Origin of the sequence: Pseudonocardia lacus (assembly GCF_018531445.1) — a bacterium.
GTDB lineage: Bacteria > Actinomycetota > Actinomycetes > Mycobacteriales > Pseudonocardiaceae > Pseudonocardia > Pseudonocardia lacus.
Genome location: NZ_JAHDTH010000053.1, coordinates 1 through 22,765, shown reverse-complemented (window position 1 = coordinate 22,765; position 22,765 = coordinate 1). Strand labels below are relative to the sequence as shown.

Below are 22,765 nucleotides of genomic sequence, written 5' to 3'. Positions count from 1 at the left end.
CACCCGGCGAAGGAATGCACGCGTTCAGCCCGCGTCGGCACGCACCGTGAGCAGGACGTTGCCGGTCTTCTGCTCGGTCTCGACGTACCGGGTGGCCGCCACGACCTCCTCCAGCGGGTAGCGGCGGTCGATGACCGGTCGGTAGCGCCCGGACTCCGCCAGCTGCCCGAGCATCTCCACGTCCGCCCGGGTGTAGCGCGGGATCGGCAGCAACACCCGCCGGCGCGACCACCGGGTCAGCACCGCCAGCAGCGGGTTCTGGGCCAGGAACCCCAGGTCGGTGGTCACGTACCGGCCGCCGGGGGCGACGGAGCGCCGGCACTTCCGGTACGAGTGCTTGCCGACGGCGTCCAGGACGACGTCGTAGGTCAGCCCGTTGCCGGTGAAGTCCTCGACCGTGTAGTCGATCACCTCGTCGGCCCCGATGCCGCGCACCGTGTCCACGTTGGGCGTGTTGCAGACCGCGGTGACGTGCGCGCCCAGGTGCTTGGCCAACTGCACGGCCGCCGTGCCGATCGCCCCGGAGGCGCCGTAGACCAGCACCCGCTGCCCCGCCCCCACCCGGCCCCAGCGCAGGCAGGTCAGCGCGAGGATGGCGCCGTCGGCGATGGCCGCGGCCACGTCGAGGTCGACGCCCTCCGGCACGTGCGCGATCGGCGCGTCCTGCCGGACGCACACGTACTCGGCGTGCGTGCCGAACCGCCCCGTGTTGACCCCGAAGACCCGCTCCCCCACCGCGAACCGGGTGACCGCGGGCCCGACGGCGACCACCTCGCCGGCGAACTCCGTGCCCAGGATCGGGCGGCGCGGGCGCACGATCCCGGTCATCGGCCGGACGAAGGCCGGCGTCGGCACCCGGAACGCGCAGTCGGTGCGATTGACCGTGGCCGTGCCCACCGCGACCAGCACCTCGTCGGCGGCCGGGTTCGGCCGCTCGACCTCCTCGACCCGCAGCACGTCCGGTGTCCCGTACCGGGTGTGCACGACTGCTCGCATGGCTCACATCCCCCTCTGCGCACGCCGCGGGCGCCGGATGGGCCCGCCCTCCTGCCAGGCCCGGCCCGCGCTGAACAGCTCGGCCGGCTTGCCCCCCGCCGCTCCCGGCCGGCTGCGCCGCCCCGTCGGGACCACCCAATCGTCGTCGGCGGCGACGCGCCGGCGGAAGTTGGCCGAGTCCAGGCGCACCCCCCACACCGCCTCGTAGACCGCGCGCAGCTCGGCCAGGGTGAAGGTCGCGCCGACGAAGGCCGTGGCCAGGCCGGTGACCTCCAGGTCGCGGCGGACCCGGGCGACCGCGTCGGCCAGGATCGCGCGGTGGTCGAACGCGAGCTCGACCCCGCCGCCCAGCGCGTCCTCGATCGGGACGAGCGCGGCCTCGGCGGCGTCGGTGCCGGCGACGGGTGCACCCACGTCGCGCAGCACCGCCAGGTAGGCGATCGTGACGACGTTCATCCGGGGGTCGCGGCCGGGGTCGCCGTAGGCGCCGAACTGGGTGAGCAGGCTCGCCGCGTCGACGCCGGTCTCCTCGGCCAGCTCGCGGCGGGCGGCCTCGTCCAGCGTCTCGTCGGGGCGCTTGAAGCCGCCCGGGACCGCCCAGTCGCCGGCGAACGGGGCCTGGCCGCGGCGCACCAGCAGCACGTGCAGCGCCCCGTCGACCATGGTCAGGATGACCACGTCGACGGTGACCGCGAAGGCGGGGTAGTCGGCCGGGTCGTAGCCCGCCGGCACGTCGCCGGGGGTTCTGGTCGACATGACCAGAACTGTAGCGACAGGTTCTGGTCACGTCGACCCTTACTCGGCGCAATCGCGTTGATCGCGCCGGCCCCGCTCCGTACGTTCTGCCCGGCGACCCGCCGGGCTCGACGGCCTGCTCGGGCGGGGTCCGCGTCGAGCACGCCTGACGGCCTCCTCGCAGAGTTTCCCTACCCGTCGCAGAGGCCCCGGCCCCTGCGACGGGTAGGCAGACTCTGCGACGTGGGCCCGCCCGGGCTCCGGGGGAGGACGACGATGTTGCTGCGCGTGCTCGGCTCCGCCGCCGGCGGCGGCTACCCGCAGTGGAACTGCGGCTGCCCCACCTGCCGCGCCGTCCGCGAGGGCACCCGCCCGGCCCGCCCCCGCACCCAGTCGTCGATCGCGGTGAGCGCGGACGGGCGGCGCTGGTTCCTCGTGAACGCCTCCCCCGACGTGCTCACCCAGATCGAGGCGACGCCCGCCCTGCACCCGCGCGACGACCGGTCGACGCCGCTGCGGGCGGTGCTGCTCACCGACGGCGAGCTCGACCACACCCTCGGGCTGCTCCTGCTGCGCGAGGGCCGCACCGTGCACGTCCACGCCACCGCGGCCGTGCACGAGGTGCTCCGCTCGGGCACCGGGCTCCTGGGCACCCTGCAGATGTACTGCCCCGTCGAGTGGCACGAGGTCGTCCCCGGCGTCGACGTCGACCTCGGCGACGGCCTGTCCTACCGGGCCTTCGACGTCCCGACGACCAAGCGCGACCGGTTCGGCACCGGGTCGGGCCCGGGGCGGGTGGTCGGCTACCGGTTCACCGACGGAGCCGGCGGCCGGTCCGCGGTGTACCTGCCCGGCGTGCAGGAACTGCTCCCGCAGGTCCTCGCGCAGCTCGACGGGTGCGCCTGCCTGCTCATCGACGGCACCTGCTGGGACGACGACGAGATGCTGCGGCTCGGGCTGGCCGCGAAGACGTCGCGGTCGATGGGGCACGTGCCGATCGCCGGCCCGGACGGCAGCCTGGCCCGGCTGGCCGCGCTGCCCCTCGAGCGGACGATCTACCTGCACGTCAACAACACCAACCCGATCCTGCTGGAGGACTCCCCGCAGCGGCGCGAGCTGGACGAGCGGGGGGTGGAGGTGGCCGTCGACGGGCTGGAGGTGCGGGTCTGAGGCGTCGGATGGATCCCGGCTCCCCGGGTACCCCGTCGGATGCCCGCCATCGTCCGCCCCGACCCGTTCCACTGGGTCCTCTACGCCTTCGGCGCCCGGCTGCCCGAACGGAACCGCGAGTGGGTGCTGCACGACGTCACCACCCGCACCTGGTTCCTGCGCCAGCTGGCGCGGGGGGTCGTGCAGATCGTGCCGGTCGCCGTCCTGCTCTACGTGCTGCTCGTCCCGGTGCTGGGCTTCGGCCCGCAGATCGCGGTGATGGCAATCATCGCCGGAGCCGCGATCGGGCTGTTCTACGCCGGCGCGTTCGCCTGGGGCTCCACGGCGCACCGGGCGATCAAGGCCGGCTACTCCGAGGCCACCGTCGAGGCGGCCAGGGCGGAGAACCGCCGGGAGCGGTTCGACCGGGGATGAGCGGCGGCATGGTGGCGCGCGTCACCGGGTACGCGCCGGCATGACGATCCCACCCGTCGATCCGCCGGTCCCACCGCCGCCGGTGCCGCCGACACCGCCGCCCGGCCCGGAGCCCGCGCCGCCGGTGCCCGGTCCCGACCCGGGACCCGTCCCGGGGCCCGACCCGGCGCCCCCGGTCCCGGCGCCCGAGCCCGGTCCGCCGGTGCCGCAGCCCCCGCCCGGACCCGTCGACCCGCGCTGACCGGCCCGCTCAGCCGGCCCGCCGGACGTCGTCGATCCAGCCGTCGATGCGCTCCCACCACTGGTAGAGCCACTCGACCTGCTCGTCCTCGGTGCGGGGCACCTCGTCGACCGGCACCCGCCACCAGCGCATCCGCACCGTCTGGTCGAGCGGCAGCGCCCACCACACGTCGGCGAGGGTGTAGAGCTGGTCGAGCCCGGAGTGCGCGACCCACACGACGTCGGCCTCGGGGGCCGCGGCCAGCGCCGCGGTCAGCCCGCCGGGGCGCGGGGCCAGCACGTTGCGCATGGCCTCGGAGCGGCGGGCCATGTCCTCCATGCCGCGCCTGCGCAGCCGCTCGATGGCCGCGAGCCTGCGCCGCTCGGTGAAGTTGCCGCCCTCGGGGAAGATCAGGAACGCGTCGTCGTGGTCGAGCGCGTTGGCCAGCTCGGCGATCCGGCGCTGCAGCACCGCTCCCCCGCCGCGGATGAACCGGTTGGGCAGCCGGTTGAGCACGACGTCCAGGGCCGGGTCCCACTGCAGCTTCTCGGCCAGCACGATCCTCGGCTCGCGCGCGTACCAGTTGACCAGCGCGTGGACCAGCATGAACGAGTCGCCCGGGCCGGCGTGGCGGCTGCAGACCACCAGCGGGCGGTTGAGGTACTCGTCGGGGTGCGGGCCCTCGATCTCGATCCGCAGCCGCAGCACCCGCACGGCCTCGCGGTACAGCACGCCCAGGTACCAGCCGACCAGCTGGTAGTGCCGGCGCTGGAAGAACGGCGTGCGCAGCGCCGCCCCGAACCCCGACAGCACCCAGTACCAGTACAGGACCACCAGCACGGTGCTCTCCAGCACCAGCGCGACCACCACGACCCACAGCACCCGCAGCGGCCGGAACTTGCCGGGCAGCAGCGGCGACACCGCGGCCGCCAGCACCAGCCAGCCCGGCAGCGTCACGAGCACGGCGACCGTCAGCAGCACGATGGCCGGGGCGAGCAGACCTCGCCGCGCCCACCGCGGTGGTGGCCTCACGCGCGGCTCCCGTCGTCGGCGTAGACGCCCAGGTACTTCGCCGACGCCTCGTAGGCGGCCGCGACCCGGTGGCCGGTGGCCCCGGTCGCCCGGTAGCGCAGGGCGGCGCGGCTGTCCCAGCGCGGGGTGCCGCCGCCGGTCGGCAGCACGTGCACCTCGACGCCGGGCGGCACGGCGGCCAGGTCGCGCGCGTAGCGGTGCCGGCGGGCGATCTCGAAGGCGACCATCGCCACCTCCCAGGGCCGCCGCGGCGGGCGCAGCGGCTGGTCGACCCGCCCCACCTGCAGCACGTAGACCCGCCGCGCCCCCAGCTCGACCGCCCGGCCCAGCGGGATGCTGTTGACCAGGCCGCCGTCCAGGTAGTGCTGCCCGGCGACCTCGGCGGGCGGCAGCAGGCCGGGCACCGCGGCGGACGCGATCACGGCGTCGGCCACCGGGCCGCTGTCGAACCAGTGTTCGGCGGCGTCCTCGATGCGGGCGGCGCAGCAGCTGAACGGCACCGGGAGGTCCTCGATGCGGCGCTCGCCGACGATCTCGGAGATCATCCGGCGCAGCGGCGCCGCCGAGTGCGCGGCCACCCCGCTGCGCGCGAAGTGCCGCAGCCGCGCGACGCTGCCGCCCGCGAACAGCTCCCGGGCGCCCGGCGAGCGCCAGACCCGCTCCAACCGGTCGGCCACCTCGTCGGCGGGCAGCGCGGCGAGCACGGCACCGTTCAGCGCCCCGACCGACGTGCCGAGCACCAGGTCGGGTCGGACGCCCGCCTCGACCAGCGCGCGCAGCATGCCGATCTGCACCGCGCCCAGCACGCCGCCCCCGCCCAGGACGAACGCCGTACCCCCGGTCCCCACCGCCCCATGCTGCCAGTCGGTGGCCCGGGACGCCGGGCGAGCGGGCCGGGGTCAGACGAGCGCGTGCAGCAGCCAGAACGCCACCGCGCCGACCAGGGCCGCCATCGGGATCGTCAGCACCCAGGCGACCACGATGTTCCCGGCCACCCCCCAGCGCACCGCCGAGAGCCGTTTGGTCGCCCCCACCCCGAGGATCGACGAGGTGATCGTCTGGGTGGTGGAGATCGGCGCGGCGAAGGCGAACGCCGTCGTGTAGAGCACCGCGGACGCCGTGGCCTCGGCGGCGAAGCCGCGCGGCGGGTCGAGGTCGATGATCCGCCGGCCGAGCGTGCGCATGATCCGCCAGCCGCCGGCGTAGGTGCCCAGCGACAGCGCCCCGGCCGACACCAGGATCACCCACAGCGGCACCTCGAAGCCCTGGTGGTAGCCGCCGACGACGAGCGCGAGGACGATCACGCCCATCGTCTTCTGCGCGTCCTGCAGGCCGTGCCCCAGCGCCATCGCCGCCGCGGTGACCGTCTGGGCGTGCCGGAAGCCGCGGGTCAGCCTGGTCGGCCGGCCCCGCCGGAAGATCCACAGCAGCGCCAGCATCACCAGCCCGGCCAGCACGAACCCGACGACCGGCGAGACGACCATCGGGATGACGACCTTCTCCAGCACCCCGGACCACTTCACCGTGCCCGCCGAGGCCAGCGCCGCCCCGACCAGGCCGCCGATCAGCGCGTGCGACGAGGAGGACGGCATCCCGAAGTACCAGGTGACGAGGTTCCACACGATGGCCCCGATCAGCGCGCTGAGCACGACGACCAGGCCGGAGATCCCGACCGGCGCCTCGATGATGCCGCTGCCCACGGTGCTGGCCACCGAGGTGCCCAGCAGCGCGCCGACCACGTTCATCACCGCGGCCATCAGCAGCGCGGCCCTCGGGGTGAGCGCCCGGGTGGACACCGAGGTGGCGATCGCGTTGGCGGCGTCGTGGAAGCCGTTGGTGTAGTCGAAGCCGAGCGCGACCACGATCACGACGATGATCGCCGCGAGCTCCACGGTCAGGCTTCCTTGACGGCGATGCTCTGCACGGTGTTGGCGACCGTCTCGAACGCGTCCGCGGCCTCCTCCAGGGTCTCCACCACCTCCTTGACCTTGAGCACGGTCAGCACGTCGGTGGGCGGCCCGCCGTCCGGCGGGGCGAGCAGCGCGCCGAGCAGGGAGCGGTAGATCCCGTCGCCCTCCTCCTCCAGCGAGTTGACCTCGATCCAGTAGCTCTCCAGGTCGGCGAGGTTCTCCAGCTTCGGCATCGCCTCGGTCGTGCACGCCGCGGACCGGCGCAGCACCTCGACCTGCTCGGCGATCCCGGTCGGCAGCTCCCCGAGCCGGTAGAGCACGATCCGGTCGGCGGCCTCCTCCATGGCGTCGATGACGTCGTCGAGCGCGGAGGCCAGCCGGTAGATGTCCTCGCGGTCGAACGGCGTCACGAAGGTCCGGTTGAGCAGGACCATGATCTCGTGGGTCAGCTCGTCGCCGCGGTGCTCGCAGTCGCTGACCGCAGCCGCGGACCCGGCCCGGTGCGCGGGCTCGGCCGCCACCAGCTTCGCGAGCTCGTCGGCCGCCGCGGCGATGTTCTCGGCGGCCCGGGTGAACAGCGGGTAGAAGCCGCGCTCGTGCGGGGTCAGGCGGAAGGCCATGGGACACGGTGTACCCGGTCCGCTGATGATCACACTGGGCGGGGGCCCCGCGCGATCACCCGGCCCCGGCGCTTCTGAACCGGTACCCCGCGACCACGAGTTGTCGACCACCCGACCGTGTTGCATGGTCGACGCCTGCGGACCGGGACTCGGCGGGGAGACGGTGATGGCGGAGGCGAGCGGCGGGGAGAACGGCGCGGACCGGCCACGGACGACGGCCACCGTCGACGACGGCTCGGGCAACGAGGTCGACCGGTCCGCCCTGCGCACCGCGGCATGGGGCGGGCTGATCGGCACCGCGCTGGAGCAGTACGACTTCGTCATCTACGGCACCGCCACCGCGATCGTGTTCAACGAGATCTTCTTCCCGGACGCCGACCCCGCGGTCGGCATCCTGGCCGGGTTCGCCACCTACGCCGTCGGCTTCCTGGCCCGGCCGCTGGGCGGGCTGTTCTTCTCCCGCTACGGCGACCGCCTCGGCCGCAAGTTCGTGCTCGTCGCGACGCTGTTCCTGATGGGCATCTCGACGTTCCTGATCGGCCTGCTGCCCGACTACCGCACCGTCGGGATGCTGGCCCCGGCGCTGCTGGTGGTGCTGCGGCTGCTGCAGGGCTTCGGGGCCGGCGCCGAGCAGGCCGGCGGCGTCGTGCTGCTCACCGAGATCGCCCCGCGCGACAAGCGCGGCCGCTACGCCTCGCTGGTGTTCGTCGGGGCGTCGGCGGGCACCGCGCTCGGCGCCGTCGTGTGGATCCTGGTGCAGCTGCTGCCCGACGACCAGCTGCTGTCGTGGGGCTGGCGGCTGGTGTTCTTCTCCAGCGCGTTCGTCACCGTCGCGGCGTACGTGCTGCGCCGCAAGCTGCGCGACGCGCCGGTGTTCGAGCAGGCCAAGCGCGAGCAGGCCGCCGAGCAGCGGGCCGAGGGCTCGCCCGTCCGCAGCGTGTTCACCACCGGCCGCCGGGCGTTCCTGCGCACGTTCGCGCTGAACATCGGGGGCAACACCCAGTCCTACGTCTTCCAGGTGTTCATCGGCAGCTACCTGATCCAGACCGTCGGCGTCGACCCCCGACTGGTGCCGCAGGCGCTGCTGGTCGGCGCGCTGTTCGGGTGCGCGTCGGCGTTCACGGCCGGGCTGCTCACCGACCGCTTCGGCCGCCGACCAGTGATCATCGCGGTGGCCGCGTTCCTGGTGGTGTTCCCGGCCCCCGCGTTCCTGCTGCTCGACACGGGCAACAGCGCGCTGGTCGTGCTGGTCATCGTGCTCGGCTTCGTGTTCGCCGCCTACGGCACGGTGGGCTCGCAGGCCGCCGCCTTCGCCGAGCTGTCCGGCTCGCGCCACCGCTACGCCGGCGTCGCGCTCGGCCGGGAGTTCTCCGCGGTGCTCGGCGGGGGCATCGCCCCGCTGCTGTCCGGCGCGCTGGTGCAGGTCTTCGCCGGGTGGCTCGGGGTGGTGCTCTACATGATGGCGATCATGATGGTCAGCCTGCTGACGGCCGTGCGGATGCCGGAGACGCGGGGCCGCGACCTGCTGATCGAAGCCGACGCCTGAGGCACGCCTCGCGGTGCCCGTGAGTCGGTTCACGGTGACGTCTGGATCGATTCTGACCACCCTGGAGGGAGTGCTCGACGCAGCGCTCCCCCGATCCGACGCACCGACGAGGTACCCCATGCCCTTCCCCCTGGACCCCGCGCGCCTCCTGCGCGCCGCCCGCGCCACCGGTCCGCCTGCGCACCGGCTGCGAGTCGCCGTCACCGTCCTGTTCGCGCTCGACGGCGCCGTCTTCGGCAGCTGGGCGGCCCGCATCCCGGACGTCGCCGCCCGCACCGGCGCCGACGCGACCGCGCTCGGCCTCGCGCTGCTGTGCGTCTCGCTCGGCGCCCTGGCCAGCATGCAGCTCACCGGGGCGCTGTGCGCGCGGTTGGGCGCCGGGTTGGTCGGCGCCGCGTCGGCGGTCCTGCTCGGCCTCACCGCGGCGCTGCCCGGGCTCAGCACCACCGTGCCCGAACTCGCCGTCGCGCTCGTCGTCTTCGGCGCGGCCACCGGCTGCGTCAACGTCGCCGCCAACAGCCTCGGCGTCGAGGTCGAACGGCGGGCCGCCCGCCCCGTGCTGGCCCCGATGCACGCCGCGTTCAGCCTCGGCGGACTGGCCGGGGCCGCCGTCGGTGGGCTGGTCGCGGGCACCGCACCGGCCCCGCACCTGATCGCGGTCGGCGCGGTCGGACTGCTCGTCGCGGCCGCCATCGCCCCCACCCTGCTGGCGGGCGACGCACCCCGCCGGCCCGCGTCCCAGCGGTCGGCCCCGGCCCGGGGCCCGCGGCCGCTGCTCGTCGCGCTCGGCCTGATCGCCGGCTGCACCGCCTTCGGCGAGGGCGCGTTCACCGACTGGGGCGCGCTGCACCTGCGCGACACGCTCGGCGCCTCCCCCGCCGCCGCGGCCGCCGGCTACGCCACGTTCTCCGCCGCGATGGCCGTGGGGCGGCTCACCGGCGGGCGCCTCGCCCGCGCGCTCGGCGACACCCAACTGCTGGCCGGCGGCTCGCTGGTGGCCGCGCTCGGCGTGGTCGCCGCGGTCGCGACGCCGTCGGTGCCGGTGGCGCTGGCCGGGTTCGCGCTGGTCGGGCTCGGCCTGGCCAACGTGTTCCCGCTGGCCGTCGCCCGGGCCGGGGCGCTGGGCGGCTCCGGCGGGGTGGCGCTGGCCTCCACCGTCGGCTACACCGGCCTGCTCGGCGGACCGCCCGTCATCGGGCTGCTCGCCGGTGGCGCCGGCATCGCGACCGCGCTGTCCACCGTCGCGGTGCTGTCCCTGGTCGGCGCCGGCATCGCACTGGCGATCGGCACCGGTCGCGCCGCCGACCTCACGCGGACCGCCGCGGCCCGCGTCGGCACGGCGGCCCGCCCCGTCGCCGCGCCGCCGACGCCGCTGCACGGGCGACTGCCCGACAGCCCCTACAGCCGCAGCTACCGCGACGTGCTCGGCGTCCTCAACGGCGCCCGCACGGCCACCGTGCCGGCCTGACGCTCGCACTGTGTCCGATCAGACGATCACTGTCGTTGACTGAGTGTTCAGTCAGGAGGACCGTCGAGATCGAGGACAGTCGGACGAAGGAGCGGACGAAGTGGCCGGACGTGTGCAGGGCAAGGTCGCGCTGATCACCGGGGCGGCGCGCGGGCAGGGCAGGGCGCACGCCGTGCGGCTGGCCCGGGAGGGCGCCGACGTCATCGCCGTGGACGTGGCCGCGCCGCTGCCCAGCGTCGCCTACGAGTCGGCGACCCCGGAGGAGCTCGCCGAGACCGCGGCCATGGTGGAGAAGCTCGACCGGCGGATCGTCACCGCCCGGGTCGACGTCCGCGATCTCGACGCGCTCCGGGCCGCCGTCGACGACGGCGTCGCCGAACTGGGCCGGCTCGACGTCGTGGTGGCCAACGCCGGGATCTGCGTGCCCCGGGCGTGGGACGAGGTGACCCCGCAGATCTTCGACGACACCATCAGCACCAACGTCACCGGCGTCTGGAACACCGTGATGGCCGGCGCGCCGCACCTGGTCGCCGCGGGCGGCGGGTCGGTGATCATCATCAGCTCGGCGGCCGGACTGAAGGTGCAGCCGTTCATGGTCCCCTACACGACCAGCAAGTGGGCCGTGCGCGGGATGAGCAAGGCGTTCGCCGCCGAGCTCGGTCAGCACCACGTCCGTGTCAACACCGTGCACCCGACGGGCGTCAACACCCCGATGGGCTCCGGCGACATGCAGGCCGTGCTGGGCGAGGCCATCGGGAGCTACCCGCGGCTGGCCCCGATGTTCACCAACCTGCTGCCGGTCGACATCACCGAGCCCGAGGACGTCGCCGACACGGTGCTGTTCCTGGCCTCCGACGAGTCCAGGTACATCACCGCGCACGAGATCGCTCCGGACGCCGGCGTCACCGAGTTCTGAACCCGCCCCCGACGTACGGGCAGGTATGTGTGCCCTTCCGGCTGGTCCGGTGGGCCGGGAAAGGAATTAGGGTCCACCCATGGCAAGCACCAGGGACTGGTTCGAGACGGTCGCCGAGGCCCAGCGCCGGGCCAAGCGACGGCTGCCCAAGGGCGTCTACCTCGCCCTCGTGGGCGGCGCCGAGGCCGGTACGACGATGGACGACAACACCGCCGCCTTCGCCGAGCTCGGCTTCCGCCCGCGGGTCGCCGACCTGCCGAAGGAGCGCGACGTCGCCACCACGGTCATGGGCCAGGACATCTCGTTCCCGGTGATCATCTCCCCGACCGGGGTGCAGGCCGTCGACCCCGACGGCGAGGTCGCCGTGGCCAGGGCGTCGGCGGCGGCCGGCACCGTGATGGGGCTGTCGTCGTTCGCCTCCAAGCCGGTGGAGGAGGTCGCCGAGGCCAACCCGAAGTTCTTCTTCCAGTCCTACTGGGTGGGCGACCGGGAGGCGATGCTGGCCCGCGCCGAGCGGGCCCGCAAGGCCGGCGCCAAGGGCCTGATCGTCACCCTGGACTGGGTGTTCGACTCCCGCCGCGACTGGGGCAGCCCGTTCATCCCGGAGAAGCTCGACCTCAAGGCGATGGCGAAGTACGCGCCCCAGGTCGCGGTCCGGCCCGGCTACCTGCTGCGCTGGCTCAAGCACGGCAAGCTGCCCGACCTGGGCGTGCCGAACCTGGTCACCGAGGGCCAGGACGTGCCGTCGTTCTTCGGCGCCTACGGCCAGTGGATGATGACCCCGCCGGTCACCTGGGACGACCTGCAGTGGCTGCGCGAGCAGTGGGGCGGCCCGTTCATGGTCAAGGGCATCACCCACCCCGACGACGCCCGGCGCGCCGTCGACATCGGCGCCACCGCGATCTCGGTGTCCAACCACGGCGGCAACAACCTCGACTCCACCCCGGCCAGCATCCGGCTGCTGCCCGACGTCGTCGACGCCGTCGGCGACCAGGTCGAGATCCTGCTCGACGGCGGCATCCGGCGCGGCTCGGACGTGGTCAAGGCGCTCGCGCTGGGCGCCCGCGCGGTGCTGATCGGGCGCGCCTACCTGTGGGGCATGGCGGCCAACGGCGAGAAGGGCGTCAACAACGTGCTGGCCATCCTGCGCAGCGGGGTCGAGGAGACGCTGTTCGGCCTGGCCAAGTCCTCGATCCACCAGCTCGGCCCGGACGACCTGGTCATCCCGGCCGACTTCACCCGGTCCTCGCCCAAGAGGTGAGGCCGGGACGGCGCGGGGGGCGATGACCGACGGGCGCGACGGCACCGGCCGGGAGCGCATCCTGGTCGCGGCCGAGGAGCTGTTCGCCGAGCACGGCTTCGACGGCACCTCGGCCGCCCGGTTGGCGCGCGCCGCCGCGGTGCCGCAGGGGCTGATCTTCTACCACTTCGGCACCAAGCAGAACCTCCTGCTGGTGCTGGTCCGGGAGCGCTCGGACACCGCACTGACCGGCCTGCTGCCCGACCCGCCCCCGACCGACCGGCGCGAGGCGGTGGCGGAGCTGTGGCGGCGGCTGCGCGACCAGCTCGGCACGCCCACCCGGCTGCACCGGATCGTCTTCCGCGAGCTGGACACGCACCCGGAGCTGCGCGAGCACGCCCTGCAGTTCGAGCGCGACACGATCGAGCGGGTCGCCGGCTACCTGGCCGCCGCCTGCGCGCACGACGGCCCGCCCGCGCCCGACCACCTCGCGGCGGCCCGGCTGCTCACCGTCGCCGCCTCGGTCGCCTCGATCACCCACGGCGACGGCGGCCACGGCCTCGACCCGGCCGTCGTCGCCGACCTCCTCACCCACGGCCTGCCCGGCCCGTCGAGAACGAACGTGTCGTGATCGTTCCGGCCTGTCGATCACGACAACGTCGTTCTCGACGGCACCCCCGGGTGGCGCGAAACATGAGGCGCATGACGATCCGCACGCACAGACCGGAGGAGAGTTCGTGAGATTCGCCCACATCGGGGCCCCCGGGGCCGAGATGCCCGCCGTCTCGACCGAGACCGGCGCCGAACCGACGTCCGGGGCCGCGTGATGGGCGCGCTGGACGGCCTGCGCGCCCTGGTCACCGGCGGCGCCTCCGGGATCGGCGCGGCCATCGCGTCGCTGTTCGCCGCGGAGGGGGCCGCCGTCGCGGTGCTCGACCGGGAGGCGCCCACCTCGCCGGGCACCGTCGCGGTGCGGGCCGACATCCGCGACGACGCCGCCGTGCTGGCCGCCGTCGAGCAGGCCGTTGCCGCGCTCGGCGGGCTCGACATCCTGGTCAACAACGCCGGCATCGGCGCCCAGGGCACCGTGGAGACCGCCACCGACGACGAGTGGACGCGCGTCCTGGACGTCAACGTCGTCGGCACGGCCCGGGTCAGCCGGGCCGCCTGGCCGCACCTGCGGGCGTCGGCGAACGCGGCGGTGGTCAACACGTCCTCCATCGCCGCCACCGCCGGCCTGCCGCAGCGCGCGGTCTACTCGGCGTCCAAGGGCGCCGTGCTCGCGCTGACCCGCGCCATGGCCGCCGACGGCATGCCCGACGGCGTCCGCGTCAACGCCGTCAACCCCGGCACCGCCGACACCCCCTGGGTCGGCCGGCTGCTCGACTCCGCCCCCGACCCGGCCGCCGAGCGCGCCGCCCTGGAGGCCCGCCAGCCGCACGGCCGGCTCGTCTCCGCCGACGAGGTCGCCCGCGCGGTGCTCTACCTGGCGTCCCCGCTGTCGGGCTCCACGACGGGCACCTCCCTCGCCGTGGACGGCGGTATGGAAGGCCTCCGCCTGCGCCCCCGCACCTGACCCGCTCCCGTCGAGAACGAAGTTGTCGTGATCGACAGGCCCGGTTGATCACGACAACTTCGTTCTCGACGGGGGGGGCGGCGCGCGTCCGCGGCGGGGGACGGTGGAGCCGCGGATCACCAGGCGGCCGGGCAGGAACTGGGTGCCGCTGCCGATGTCGACGCCGTCCAGCGCGGCGAAGACGCGTTGGGCGGCGAGCCGGCCCAACTGCTGGAGGTTGGCGTCGATGCTGGTCAGCTCGGGGCGGGCGTTGAGGGTGAGCACCTCCCAGTTGTCGAAGCCGATCACCGCGACGTCCTCGGGGACGGCGCGGCCGAGGTCGCGGGCGGTGTCCAGGACGCCGCGGGCGATCTGGTCGGAGCCGCAGAGGACGGCGTCGATGTCGGGGTGGCGGGTCAGCAGGACGGCGGCGGCGTCGCGGCCCCAGCGCTCCGACCACTCCGCGAACATGATCTCGCCGACCAGGTCGATGCCGGCGGCGGCGAGGCCCTCCCGGACGCCGATCGCGCGGTCCTGGGCGGCGGCGTAGGTGGGGTCGCCGGAGATGTGGGCGATGCGGGTGCGGCCGCCGGCGACCAGGTGCTCGACGGCGGTGCGCCCGGCGCCGACGTTGTCGGGGGTGAGGGAGAGGTCGGACGGGTCGTCGGAGGGCGCGTAGACGTAGACGACCGGGACCGGGATCGCGTGGCCGAGCGAGGCGCGGGGGTTGGTCTTCTCGCCCACCACGATCAGCCCGTCGACCCGGCGGCTGAGCAGGGCGCGCAGGTGGTGCTGCTCGCGGATGGCGTCGCCGCGGGCGTCGCACAGGAACACGTTGACCTGGCCGGCGCCGAAGGCGTCCTCGGCGCCCATCAGGATCGGGATGACGAACCGGCCGTCGAGGTCACTGGTGAGCAGGCCGACGGTGCCGGTTCGGCCGGCGAGCAGGCCGCGGGCCAGCGGGTTCGGGCTGAAGGCGAGCCGGTCGGCTGCGTCGATGACGCGCTGGCGGGTGGCCGGGGCGACCCGGTCGCGCCCGTTGAGCGCCTTGGACGCGGTGGCCACCGACACGCCGGCCAGGCGGGCGACCTCGGTGAGCGTCACCGGTCGGCCCGCGCGCGCCGGTTCCGTACCCGTCATCCGACCTCCTCGCCCTCGAACCCTAACAACGGTCGACCCCTTGACCGGCATCCCGGACGGGGCTACCTTTCCGAAAACCTTTTCGCCTTGCTCGACCACGGTACGACCTCCGTGTGAGCGCTCACAACACCTGCTTCCACCAGGACGAACAGTCGATCAACCGCACGCCGGCCGAACCCGGCTGCGAAAAGCGCGATAAGCACGAGGACAGCGTTTTCCCGGGCCGCCCACCGCGGCGGCACCGCTCAACGACGAGCTCGAGGAGACAGCATGAGAGGCGTTCGAGGGCGCTCGGCCCGCTCCCGCGCCGCGGCCGGCGCCGTCGCCGCGCTGCTGCTGGCGGTCAGCGCGTGCGGTGGCGGGGGCGCCGCGCCGGGCGGCGGAGAGGTGGCGCAGGTCGGGCCGGACGGCGTCGACGACGGCGCCACGCTCACCCTGTGGGCCCGCGACTCGCTGGAGACCCAGACCAACCTGCTGGTCGACGCCTACAACGCGACCCACCAGAACAAGATCGAGGTCACGATCGTCCCCAACGACGACTACGTGGCCAAGGTCGGCGCGGCGGCCGGCGCCGGCGGGCTGCCCGACCTGTTCGCCGCCGACATCGTCTACGTGCCCAACTGGGCCGAGCAGGGGCTCTTCCAGGACCTCACCGCCAACATCGACGGCCTGCCGTTCAAGGACACCCTCAACAAGGGGCACATGAGCGCGGGCACCCTCGACGGCAGCTCGTACGTGCTGCCGTTCGTGCTCGACCTGTCGATGCTGTTCTGGAACAAGACGCTGTTCGCCGAGGCCGGGCTCGACCCGGAGAAGGCGCCGGCCACGCTGGAGGAGTTCGCCGACGCGGCCAAGAAGATCCAGGCGCTGGGCAAGCCCGACACCTACGGCACCGCGACCGGCCTCAACTGCGGGGGCTGCCTGGTCTTCACCTGGTTCCCGTCGATGTGGGCCGCGGGCGAGCAGGTGATGAACCCGGAGGGCACCGAGTCCCTGCTGGCCTCGGACACCGCCACCGAGGTCTACGACACCTGGCGCGACCTGTGGGCCTCCGGCGCGGTGCTGCCGTCCTCGCAGGACGAGGCCGGTCCCACATGGACCGCCGGCTTCAACTCGGGCAAGGTCGGCCTGCAGCCCTACCCGGCCACGCTGCTGGCCTCGGTCCAGCAGACGGTCGACGTCGGCGTGGCCGGCATCCCCGGCCCGGGCGGCGGCGCGTCGACGTTCGTCGGCGGCGACGGGATCGGCGTGTCCAAGGACTCCACCAAGGCCGCCCAGGCGTGGAACTTCCTGGCCTGGCTGATGACCGAGGACGCCCAGGTCGAGGTGCTGGCCAAGAACAACGACGTGGTCTCCCGCTCGGACCTCGCGACCAACAGGTACGCCACGAGCGACCCGCGGCTGGTCACCATCAACGAGGTCGCCGCCGAGGGCGTCACCCCGGTCGCGCGCAACTTCCAGCAGGCCTTCAACGCCCCGACCGGGCCGTGGCTCACGCTGGTGCGCGAGGCGGTGCTGGGCCCGGGGACGGCGCTGGAGCAGAACAACGAGGAGATCACGGCGGTGCTCGGGCAGTGAGCCTGGACGTCCCCACGCGCCCGCCGTCGACGCCACCCGCGCCGCCGGCTGCGCCCCGCCGGCGCGGGCGGCGGGCGCTGAGCGGGTGGCTCTACGCGACGCCGACCGCGGTGTTCGTGGTGGCGCTGTTCGTCGCGCCGCTCGGGCTGGTGCTGGTGATGTCGGCGGCGCGCTGGCCGCTGCTCAGCGGGTTCCGGGGCTGGAACTTCCCCGACAACTACGCCAAGGCCGTCGACAACCGGTTCTTCCTCGACTCGGTCGTCTTCACCGTGAAGTACACGGTGCTGGCGACGGTGCTGCTGATCGGGCTGGGCCTGGGGCTGGCCCTGCTGGTGCAGGAGTCGACCCGGTGGAAGGGCCTGCTGCGCACGTCGATCCTGGTGCCCAGCGCGCTCGGACTGGCCTCGGCGTCGCTGCTGTTCTACGTGCTGTACTCGCCGCTGGCCGGGCCGCTGTCGCCGCTGATGGCCGAGCTGGGGGCGACGTTCCTGGGCACGCCGAACGCGGCGCTGTGGTCGACGCTGTTCCTGATCGTGTGGCGGTACGCGGGCTTCTACATGCTGCTGATGCTGGTCGGCCTGCAGGGCATCCCGGTGGAGGTCTACGAGGCGGCCCGGATGGACGGGGCGTCGCGCTGGCAGCTGTTCCGCCACGTCACGCTGCCGCTGCTGCGCCCCACGCTCGCGCTGACGACCGTGCTGTGCGTGACCGGGTCGCTGCTGGCGTTCGAGCAGTTCTACATCCTGACCAAGGGCGGGCCGGACAACAGCACGATCTCGGTGGTCCAGCTCGTCTACAGCGTCGCGTTCCAGGGCCAGAACGACCTCGGCGTCGCCGCCGCGCTGTCGGTGCTGGTGCTCGGGGCGCTGGTGCTGGTCAACGTCCTGCAGCTGCGGGCGTTCCGGCGACCGGAGGAGGGGACGTGACGGCGCCCGCGCGCGGGACGACGCTGGCCGGCATCGCGATCCGCACCCCGTACTGGGTGTTCACCGGGGCGATCGCGCTGGTGTTCCTGTTTCCGCTGCTGTGGACGGGCGTGGCCTCGGTGTCGCCGCAGCCGGGCACCAACCAGGTCGACGGCTGGGGTTTCGGCAACTACGAGACCCTGGCGGGCTACCAGGCCGGGATCGGCCGGTACCTGGCCAACTCGGCGTTCGTCTCGCTGCTCACCGTGGCGTTGACGCTGGCCGTCTCGCTGCTGGGCGGCTACGCGTTCGCCCGGTTCCGGTTCCCCGGCAAGGACCTGCTGTTCCTGGCCACGCTGGCCATCCTGATGGTCCCCTACGCCACCCTGCTGATCCCGCTCTACGTGCTGCTCAACCGGGTCGGCCTGGCGAACTCGCTGGTCGGCGTGGCCCTGGTGACCACCATGTTCCAGCTGCCGTTCTCGGTGTTCATGATGCGGGTCTCGTTCGAGTCGGTGCCCCGCGAGCTCGACGAGGCGGCGATGGTGGACGGCTGCTCGACGTTCACGACGCTGTGGCGGGTGCTGCTGCCCGCGGTGCGCCCGGGGATGATCACGGTCGGGCTGTTCGCGTTCCTCACCGCCTGGAACGACTTCATCGCCCCGCTGATCCTGATCAACGACTCGTCCCGGATCACCCTGCCGCTGGCCATCGCCAACCTGCGCAGCCAGGTGCAGGGGGTCGTCGACTACGGCGCCACCGAGGCCGGCGTGGTGATCCTCGCGCTGCCCTGCATCGTGCTGTTCCTGCTGCTCCAACGACACTACGTGCGCGGCTTCATGTCGGGCGCGTTCAAGGGATGAGGATGACCCTGCGACCGCTCGGCCTGGACGAGGTCACCATCACCGGCGGCTTCTGGGGCCACCGCCAGCACGTCAACGCCACGGCCACGCTCCCGCACATCGAGCACTGGCTGGAGCGGGAGGGCTGGCTGGGCAACTTCGACCTGGCCGCCGCCGGCCGGCTGCCCGATGGCAGGCGCGGGCGCGAGTTCTCCGACTCCGAGGTCTACAAGCTGCTGGAGGCGATGGCGTGGGAGATCGGCCGCGCCGGCGACCCCGCCCTGGACGCCCGCTTCCGCGCGATCGTCGCGCGGGTGGCCGCCGCCCAGGAGCCCGACGGCTACCTGGGCACCGTGTTCGGGCGGCCCGGCCAGCCGCCGCGCTGGACCGACCTGGAATGGGGCCACGAGCTGTACTGCCTGGGGCACCTGTTCCAGGCCGCCGCGGCCAGGGCCACGACCCGCCCCGACGCCGACGACGGCCTGCTCGGCGTGGCCCGGCGGGCCGCCGACCTGGTCTGCGAGCTGTTCGGGCCGGCCGGGCGCGACGCGGTCTGCGGGCACGCCGAGATCGAGCCGGCCCTGGTGGCGCTGGGCCGGGCCACCGGCGAGGGTCGCTACATCGACCAGGCCGCCCTGTTCGTCGAGCGCCGCGGGCGCGGGGCGCTGGCCGACATCGAGTTCGGCCGCGCCTACTACCAGGACGACGTGCCCGTCCGCGAGGCGACGGTGCTGCGCGGGCACGCCGTGCGCGCCGGCTACCTCTCGGCCGGGGCGGTCGACGTGGCCGTCGAGCGCGGTGACGACGAGCTGCTGGCCGCGCTGGCCCGGCAGTGGGACAACACGGTCGCCCGGCGCACCTACCTGACCGGCGGCCAGGGCTCGCACCACCAGGACGAGGCCTTCGGCCAGGACTGGGTCCTCCCGCCCGACCGCGCCTACTCCGAGACCTGCGCGGGCGTCGGCTCGATCATGTTCAGCTGGCGGCTGCTGCTGGCCACCGGCCGCCCGCAGCACGCCGACCTGGTCGAACGCACCCTGTTCAACGTCGTGGCGACCTCGCCGTCGGAGGCGGGCACGGCCTTCTTCTACACCAACACCCTGCACCAGCGGGTCCCCGGCACGGCCGCCCGCGGCGACGAGGTCTCGCCGCGGGCGTCGTCGTCGCTGCGGGCGCCGTGGTTCGCGGTGTCCTGCTGCCCGCCCAACGTCGCCCGCACGCTCGCCGGCCTGGCCCGCTACGTCGCCACGGCCGACGACGACGGCGTCCAGCTGCACCAGTACACCCCCGCGACGGTCCGCACGACCCTGCCCGACGGCCGCCCGATCGCGTTCGACGTGGAGACCGACTACCCGCGCGACGGCGTCGTCCGGGTGCACGTCCGCGGCGACAGCGCCGCCCCGTGGACGCTCACCCTGCGGGTCCCGGCGTGGGCGTCGGGCGCCCGGCTGCGGGTCCTGCCCGCCGCGGGGGAACCGGCGGAGCGGGACGTCGAGCCCGGCTCGGCGACCGTGCACCGCGCCTTCGCCGACGGCGACGTCGTCGAGCTGCACCTGCCGGTGGCGCCCCGCCTCACCGCCGCCGACCCGCGCATCGACGCCGTCCGCGGCTGCCTCGCCGTGGAACGCGGCCCCGAGGTGCTGTGCCTGGAGTCGGTCGACCTGGCCGCCGCCACCGACGGGCAGGTCGACGACGTGGCCGACGTCGGGATCGACCCGAGCGTCCCGCCGCGCGAGGTGGACGGGGCCGTCGTCGTGCGGTTGCGCGCGGCGGGGGCGAAGGACGCGGCGTGGCCCTACGGGGCGCCGCCGAGCCCGAACGGGGTCGGGGACGGGGTGGACGTGGCACTGGTCGCCTACCACGACTGGGCCGAGCGGGGGCCGTCGACGATGCGGGTGTGGATGCCGATCGCCGGGGAGTGAGGGCGGCCCAGGGTCCCCGCGCCGATCACCGCAGCGCGCCCGATACGCCCGATTCGTGTCGAGCAGCGCGTCCACACCGATCAACGGTGCGGGCGGCTGGATATCCTCCGGTGACGTCCGATCGCGCTCCCCTTTCCGCTCGGCCGCATCGGACACCACCGCCGTCCCGCTGAGGAGCCCCGATGCCCGTCGCCCGCGCCGTCGTCACCGGCGTCCAGTCCCTGGCCAGGAACAAGGTGGTCCGCGGTCTGGCCACCACGGCCGTCCCGGTCGTCATCGGGGCCGCGCGGGAGCGGCTGCCCGACGCCTACCGCGCCCGCAACCCGATCGTCGCGGTGACCGGGCTGGGCGGCAGCGGCAAGACGGTGCTGGTGCACCAGGCCTGCTCGCGCAAGCGCGACTACTCGCCGATCGAGTTCGAGTCGCCGACGGTGGAGAAGCAGGCCTGGCGGACCGGGCTGTCGGGGATGCGGTTCCGGATCGTCCCGGGCGGCGACGTCGCCGCCCGCCGCACCGGGTTCGAGCAGCTCTTCCACAGCGAGCCGGTCGACGGGGTCGTGCACGTCGTCGCCGACGGCCTGGCCACCGCCCGACCCGGCAGCACGCCGCAGGCCCTGGACACCTCGCTGAGCCTGGACGCCTACCGGGCCCTGCAGCGCGAGCGCGAGGTCGAGGACTTCCGCCGGACCGCCACCCACATCGCGTCGCTGGTCGGCGCGTCGCGCAAGCCGATCTGGCTGCTCATCGCGGTCACCAAGACCGACCTGCTGCACCCGCACGTCGCCAACGACGTGGTCGAGAACTACTACTCCCTCACCGGCCACTCGCCGTTCGCCGAGGCCCTGCGCGACCTGCGCCGCCAGGTCGGCGACGGTGGGTTGACGACCGCGGTGATGCCGGTCTACGCCATCGCGCAGGACTTCGAGTTCAACGGCCAGCGCCTGGCCACCCGCGGCACCGACAGCGACCGCGACGCCAAGCTGGACGCGTTCCGCCACCGCCTGCGCCACCTCACCGGCCAGATCTCCTGACCCACCCACCGTCGAGAACGAGGTTGTCGTCGATTGGACCGGTCCAAAATCACGACAACTTCGTTCTCGACGGTTGGGCGGGAGAGGATCAGCGGGTGACCGCCGCAGCCTGGCCGCCCCCGGTCGAGACCATCCTGCCCACCGACGCCGACGACGCCGCCCTGGTCGGACGGGTCTGGCGGCCGGACGTCGGCCCCGCCGTCGTCGCCGTCCGCCCCGACGGCCTGCACGATGTCACGGCCACCTTCCCGACCGTGCGCGACCTGGCCGAGACCGACGACCCCGCGACGCGGCTGCGCGAGGCGCCCGGTGAGCGGATCGCCGACCTGGCCGCCGTGCTCGCCGCCACCCCGCCCGAGCACCGCGACCCCGCCGTGGCGCACCTGCTCGCCCCGGTCGACCTGCAGGTCGTCAAGGCGGCCGGGGTCACGTTCGTGACCTCGATGCTGGAGCGGGTGATCGAGGAGCGGGTGCGCGGCGACGCCGGCGCGGCCGCGCAGGCCCGCGCGGAGATCCAGGACCTGGTCGGCGGCGACCTGCGGGCCCTGCGCCCCGGCTCCGAGCAGGCCGCCGCGCTGCGCGAGGTGCTGGTCGCCGAGGGGCGGTGGAGCCAGTACCTGGAGGTCGGCATCGGCCCGGACGCCGAGATCTTCACCAAGGCGCCGGTGCTGGCCGCCGTCGGCACCGCCACCGACGCCGGCGTGCACCCGTCGTCGACCTGGAACAACCCCGAGCCCGAGGTCGCGCTGCTGGTGTCGGCGGCCGGCCGGATCGTCGGGGCCACGCTGGGCAACGACGTCAACCTGCGCGACGTCGAGGGCCGCTCGGCGCTGCTGCTGCCCAAGGCCAAGGACAACAACGCCTCGGCCGCGCTCGGACCGTTCGTCCGGCTCTTCGACGGCGGCTTCGGCCTCGACGACGTCCGGGAGGCCACGGTGGCGCTGACCGTCGACGGCACCGACGGCTTCCACCTCGACGGCACGTCGTCGATGTCGGAGATCAGCCGCGACCCGACCGACCTGGTGGCCCAGCTGGTCGGGCCGCACCACCGCTACCCCGACGGGGCCGTGCTCTACCTCGGCACGATGTTCGCCCCCACCGCCGACCGGCACGCCCCCGGCCAGGGCTTCACCCACCAGACCGGCGACCTGGTCAGCGTCTCCTCGCCCCGGCTGGGCACCCTGGTCAACCGCGTCCGCCCGTCCGACGAGTGCGAACCGTGGGAGTTCGGCATCGCCGACCTCATGCGCAACCTGGCCGCGCGCGGGCTGCTGCGGTGACCGAGCGCCCGGCGCTCCGGTCGGTGACACTGGCCGACGCCGTGCGCGAGTGCACCTGACCCGTTCCCGAAACCCGGAGGAAGATCAGTGACCGCCGCCGTCGTCTCCACCGATCCCCGCACGGGCGAGTCCGTGCCGGTCGCCCCACCCACCACGGACGCCGAGGTCGAGCGCACCACCCGGGCCGCCGCGGGCGCCGCCGCCGGCCTGGAGGCGCTGGGCCGGGCCGGGCGCGCCGCGCTGCT

General features: G+C 74.1%; 21 protein-coding genes. 14 read left to right on the top strand and 7 right to left on the bottom strand.

All coding sequences use genetic code 11. The annotated features are described in order from the left end of the window. Positions 1 to 24: 24 nt before the first annotated feature. Both KIK08_RS14195 and KIK08_RS14190 read right to left on the bottom strand, forming a co-directional pair. Entirely contained in the window at positions 25 to 996 is a 972-nt protein-coding gene (locus KIK08_RS14195) for an NAD(P)-dependent alcohol dehydrogenase (protein ID WP_250556985.1), read from the bottom strand. Between the two features lie 3 nt (positions 997 to 999). Further along, positions 1,000 to 1,752: an NUDIX hydrolase gene (locus KIK08_RS14190; protein WP_214403593.1), complete on the bottom strand. Its 753-nt coding sequence runs from the start codon at positions 1,750 to 1,752 to the stop codon at positions 1,000 to 1,002. 255 nt (positions 1,753 to 2,007) lie between these two features. On the opposite strand from KIK08_RS14190, the gene pqqB reads away from it, so the two are divergent. Both pqqB and KIK08_RS14180 read left to right on the top strand, forming a co-directional pair. After that, entirely contained in the window at positions 2,008 to 2,901 is an 894-nt protein-coding gene (gene pqqB, locus KIK08_RS14185; protein WP_214403592.1) for a pyrroloquinoline quinone biosynthesis protein PqqB, read from the top strand. A gap of 39 nt (positions 2,902 to 2,940) precedes the next feature. Further along, a complete protein-coding gene (locus tag KIK08_RS14180) occupies positions 2,941 to 3,315 on the top strand; it encodes a DUF5313 family protein (protein ID WP_214403591.1) in 375 nt (124 codons plus the stop codon). A gap of 250 nt (positions 3,316 to 3,565) precedes the next feature. Here the strand turns inward: KIK08_RS14180 and KIK08_RS39925 are convergent, their stop codons facing one another. Genes KIK08_RS39925 through KIK08_RS14160 form a run of 4 tightly spaced genes read right to left on the bottom strand, consistent with a single transcriptional unit; the run spans position 3,566 to position 7,097 of the window. Beyond that, entirely contained in the window at positions 3,566 to 4,567 is a 1,002-nt protein-coding gene (locus KIK08_RS39925; RefSeq protein ID WP_214403590.1) for a 1-acyl-sn-glycerol-3-phosphate acyltransferase, read from the bottom strand. Then, the gene (locus KIK08_RS14170) at positions 4,564 to 5,415 is read right to left on the bottom strand and encodes a patatin-like phospholipase family protein (protein ID WP_214403589.1); all 852 of its coding nucleotides are present in this window, start codon (positions 5,413 to 5,415) and stop codon (positions 4,564 to 4,566) included. The genes KIK08_RS39925 and KIK08_RS14170 overlap by 4 nt, the downstream gene beginning before the upstream one ends. Before the next feature lie 51 nt (positions 5,416 to 5,466). Beyond that, the gene (locus tag KIK08_RS14165) at positions 5,467 to 6,459 is read right to left on the bottom strand and encodes an inorganic phosphate transporter (protein ID WP_214403588.1); all 993 of its coding nucleotides are present in this window, start codon (positions 6,457 to 6,459) and stop codon (positions 5,467 to 5,469) included. Positions 6,460 to 6,461: 2 nt separating this feature from the next. Further along, positions 6,462 to 7,097, bottom strand: a complete 636-nt coding sequence (locus KIK08_RS14160; RefSeq protein WP_214403587.1) for a DUF47 domain-containing protein — start codon at positions 7,095 to 7,097, stop codon at positions 6,462 to 6,464. Positions 7,098 to 7,263: 166 nt separating this feature from the next. Here KIK08_RS14160 and KIK08_RS14155 point away from each other — a divergent pair, with 166 nt between their 5' ends. From KIK08_RS14155 to KIK08_RS14130, 6 genes are all read left to right on the top strand, one after another. Beyond that, positions 7,264 to 8,643: an MFS transporter gene (locus tag KIK08_RS14155; protein WP_214403586.1), complete on the top strand. Its 1,380-nt coding sequence runs from the start codon at positions 7,264 to 7,266 to the stop codon at positions 8,641 to 8,643. Positions 8,644 to 8,761: 118 nt separating this feature from the next. After that, positions 8,762 to 10,111, top strand: a complete 1,350-nt coding sequence (locus KIK08_RS14150; RefSeq protein WP_214403585.1) for an MFS transporter — start codon at positions 8,762 to 8,764, stop codon at positions 10,109 to 10,111. 100 nt (positions 10,112 to 10,211) lie between these two features. Beyond that, positions 10,212 to 11,027 (top strand): mycofactocin-coupled SDR family oxidoreductase, encoded by an 816-nt coding sequence (locus KIK08_RS14145; RefSeq protein ID WP_214403584.1) that lies wholly within the window; start codon positions 10,212 to 10,214, stop codon positions 11,025 to 11,027. A gap of 79 nt (positions 11,028 to 11,106) precedes the next feature. Next, a complete protein-coding gene (mftD, locus tag KIK08_RS14140; protein ID WP_214403583.1) occupies positions 11,107 to 12,288 on the top strand; it encodes a pre-mycofactocin synthase MftD in 1,182 nt (393 codons plus the stop codon). Between the two features lie 22 nt (positions 12,289 to 12,310). Beyond that, positions 12,311 to 12,898 (top strand): TetR/AcrR family transcriptional regulator, encoded by a 588-nt coding sequence (locus KIK08_RS14135; protein WP_214403582.1) that lies wholly within the window; start codon positions 12,311 to 12,313, stop codon positions 12,896 to 12,898. 195 nt (positions 12,899 to 13,093) lie between these two features. Further along, on the top strand, positions 13,094 to 13,843 hold the full coding sequence (locus KIK08_RS14130; protein WP_214403581.1) for an SDR family NAD(P)-dependent oxidoreductase: 750 nt from the start codon (positions 13,094 to 13,096) through the stop codon (positions 13,841 to 13,843). 48 nt (positions 13,844 to 13,891) lie between these two features. On the opposite strand, the gene KIK08_RS14125 is transcribed toward KIK08_RS14130, so the two are convergent. Beyond that, positions 13,892 to 14,962, bottom strand: a complete 1,071-nt coding sequence (locus tag KIK08_RS14125) for a LacI family DNA-binding transcriptional regulator (RefSeq protein ID WP_214403580.1) — start codon at positions 14,960 to 14,962, stop codon at positions 13,892 to 13,894. A gap of 270 nt (positions 14,963 to 15,232) precedes the next feature. On the opposite strand from KIK08_RS14125, the gene KIK08_RS14120 reads away from it, so the two are divergent. The 6 genes from KIK08_RS14120 to KIK08_RS14095 all read left to right on the top strand — a co-directional run bounded on the left by KIK08_RS14120 (position 15,233) and on the right by KIK08_RS14095 (position 22,520). Further along, the gene (locus tag KIK08_RS14120) at positions 15,233 to 16,540 is read left to right on the top strand and encodes an ABC transporter substrate-binding protein (protein WP_214403579.1); all 1,308 of its coding nucleotides are present in this window, start codon (positions 15,233 to 15,235) and stop codon (positions 16,538 to 16,540) included. Then, positions 16,537 to 17,466: a carbohydrate ABC transporter permease gene (locus KIK08_RS14115; RefSeq protein WP_214403578.1), complete on the top strand. Its 930-nt coding sequence runs from the start codon at positions 16,537 to 16,539 to the stop codon at positions 17,464 to 17,466. Before KIK08_RS14120 ends, KIK08_RS14115 begins: the two co-directional genes overlap by 4 nt. After that, positions 17,463 to 18,308, top strand: coding sequence for a carbohydrate ABC transporter permease (locus KIK08_RS14110; protein ID WP_308257630.1), 846 nt, complete (start codon positions 17,463 to 17,465; stop codon positions 18,306 to 18,308). The genes KIK08_RS14115 and KIK08_RS14110 overlap by 4 nt, the downstream gene beginning before the upstream one ends. A 2-nt stretch (positions 18,309 to 18,310) precedes the next feature. Continuing rightward, the gene (locus KIK08_RS14105; RefSeq protein ID WP_250556984.1) at positions 18,311 to 20,209 is read left to right on the top strand and encodes a glycoside hydrolase family 127 protein; all 1,899 of its coding nucleotides are present in this window, start codon (positions 18,311 to 18,313) and stop codon (positions 20,207 to 20,209) included. Positions 20,210 to 20,391: 182 nt separating this feature from the next. Continuing rightward, positions 20,392 to 21,240: a hypothetical protein gene (locus tag KIK08_RS14100; protein WP_214403576.1), complete on the top strand. Its 849-nt coding sequence runs from the start codon at positions 20,392 to 20,394 to the stop codon at positions 21,238 to 21,240. Between the two features lie 95 nt (positions 21,241 to 21,335). Beyond that, positions 21,336 to 22,520 (top strand): fumarylacetoacetate hydrolase family protein, encoded by a 1,185-nt coding sequence (locus tag KIK08_RS14095; protein WP_214403575.1) that lies wholly within the window; start codon positions 21,336 to 21,338, stop codon positions 22,518 to 22,520. Positions 22,521 to 22,765 lie beyond the last annotated feature (245 nt).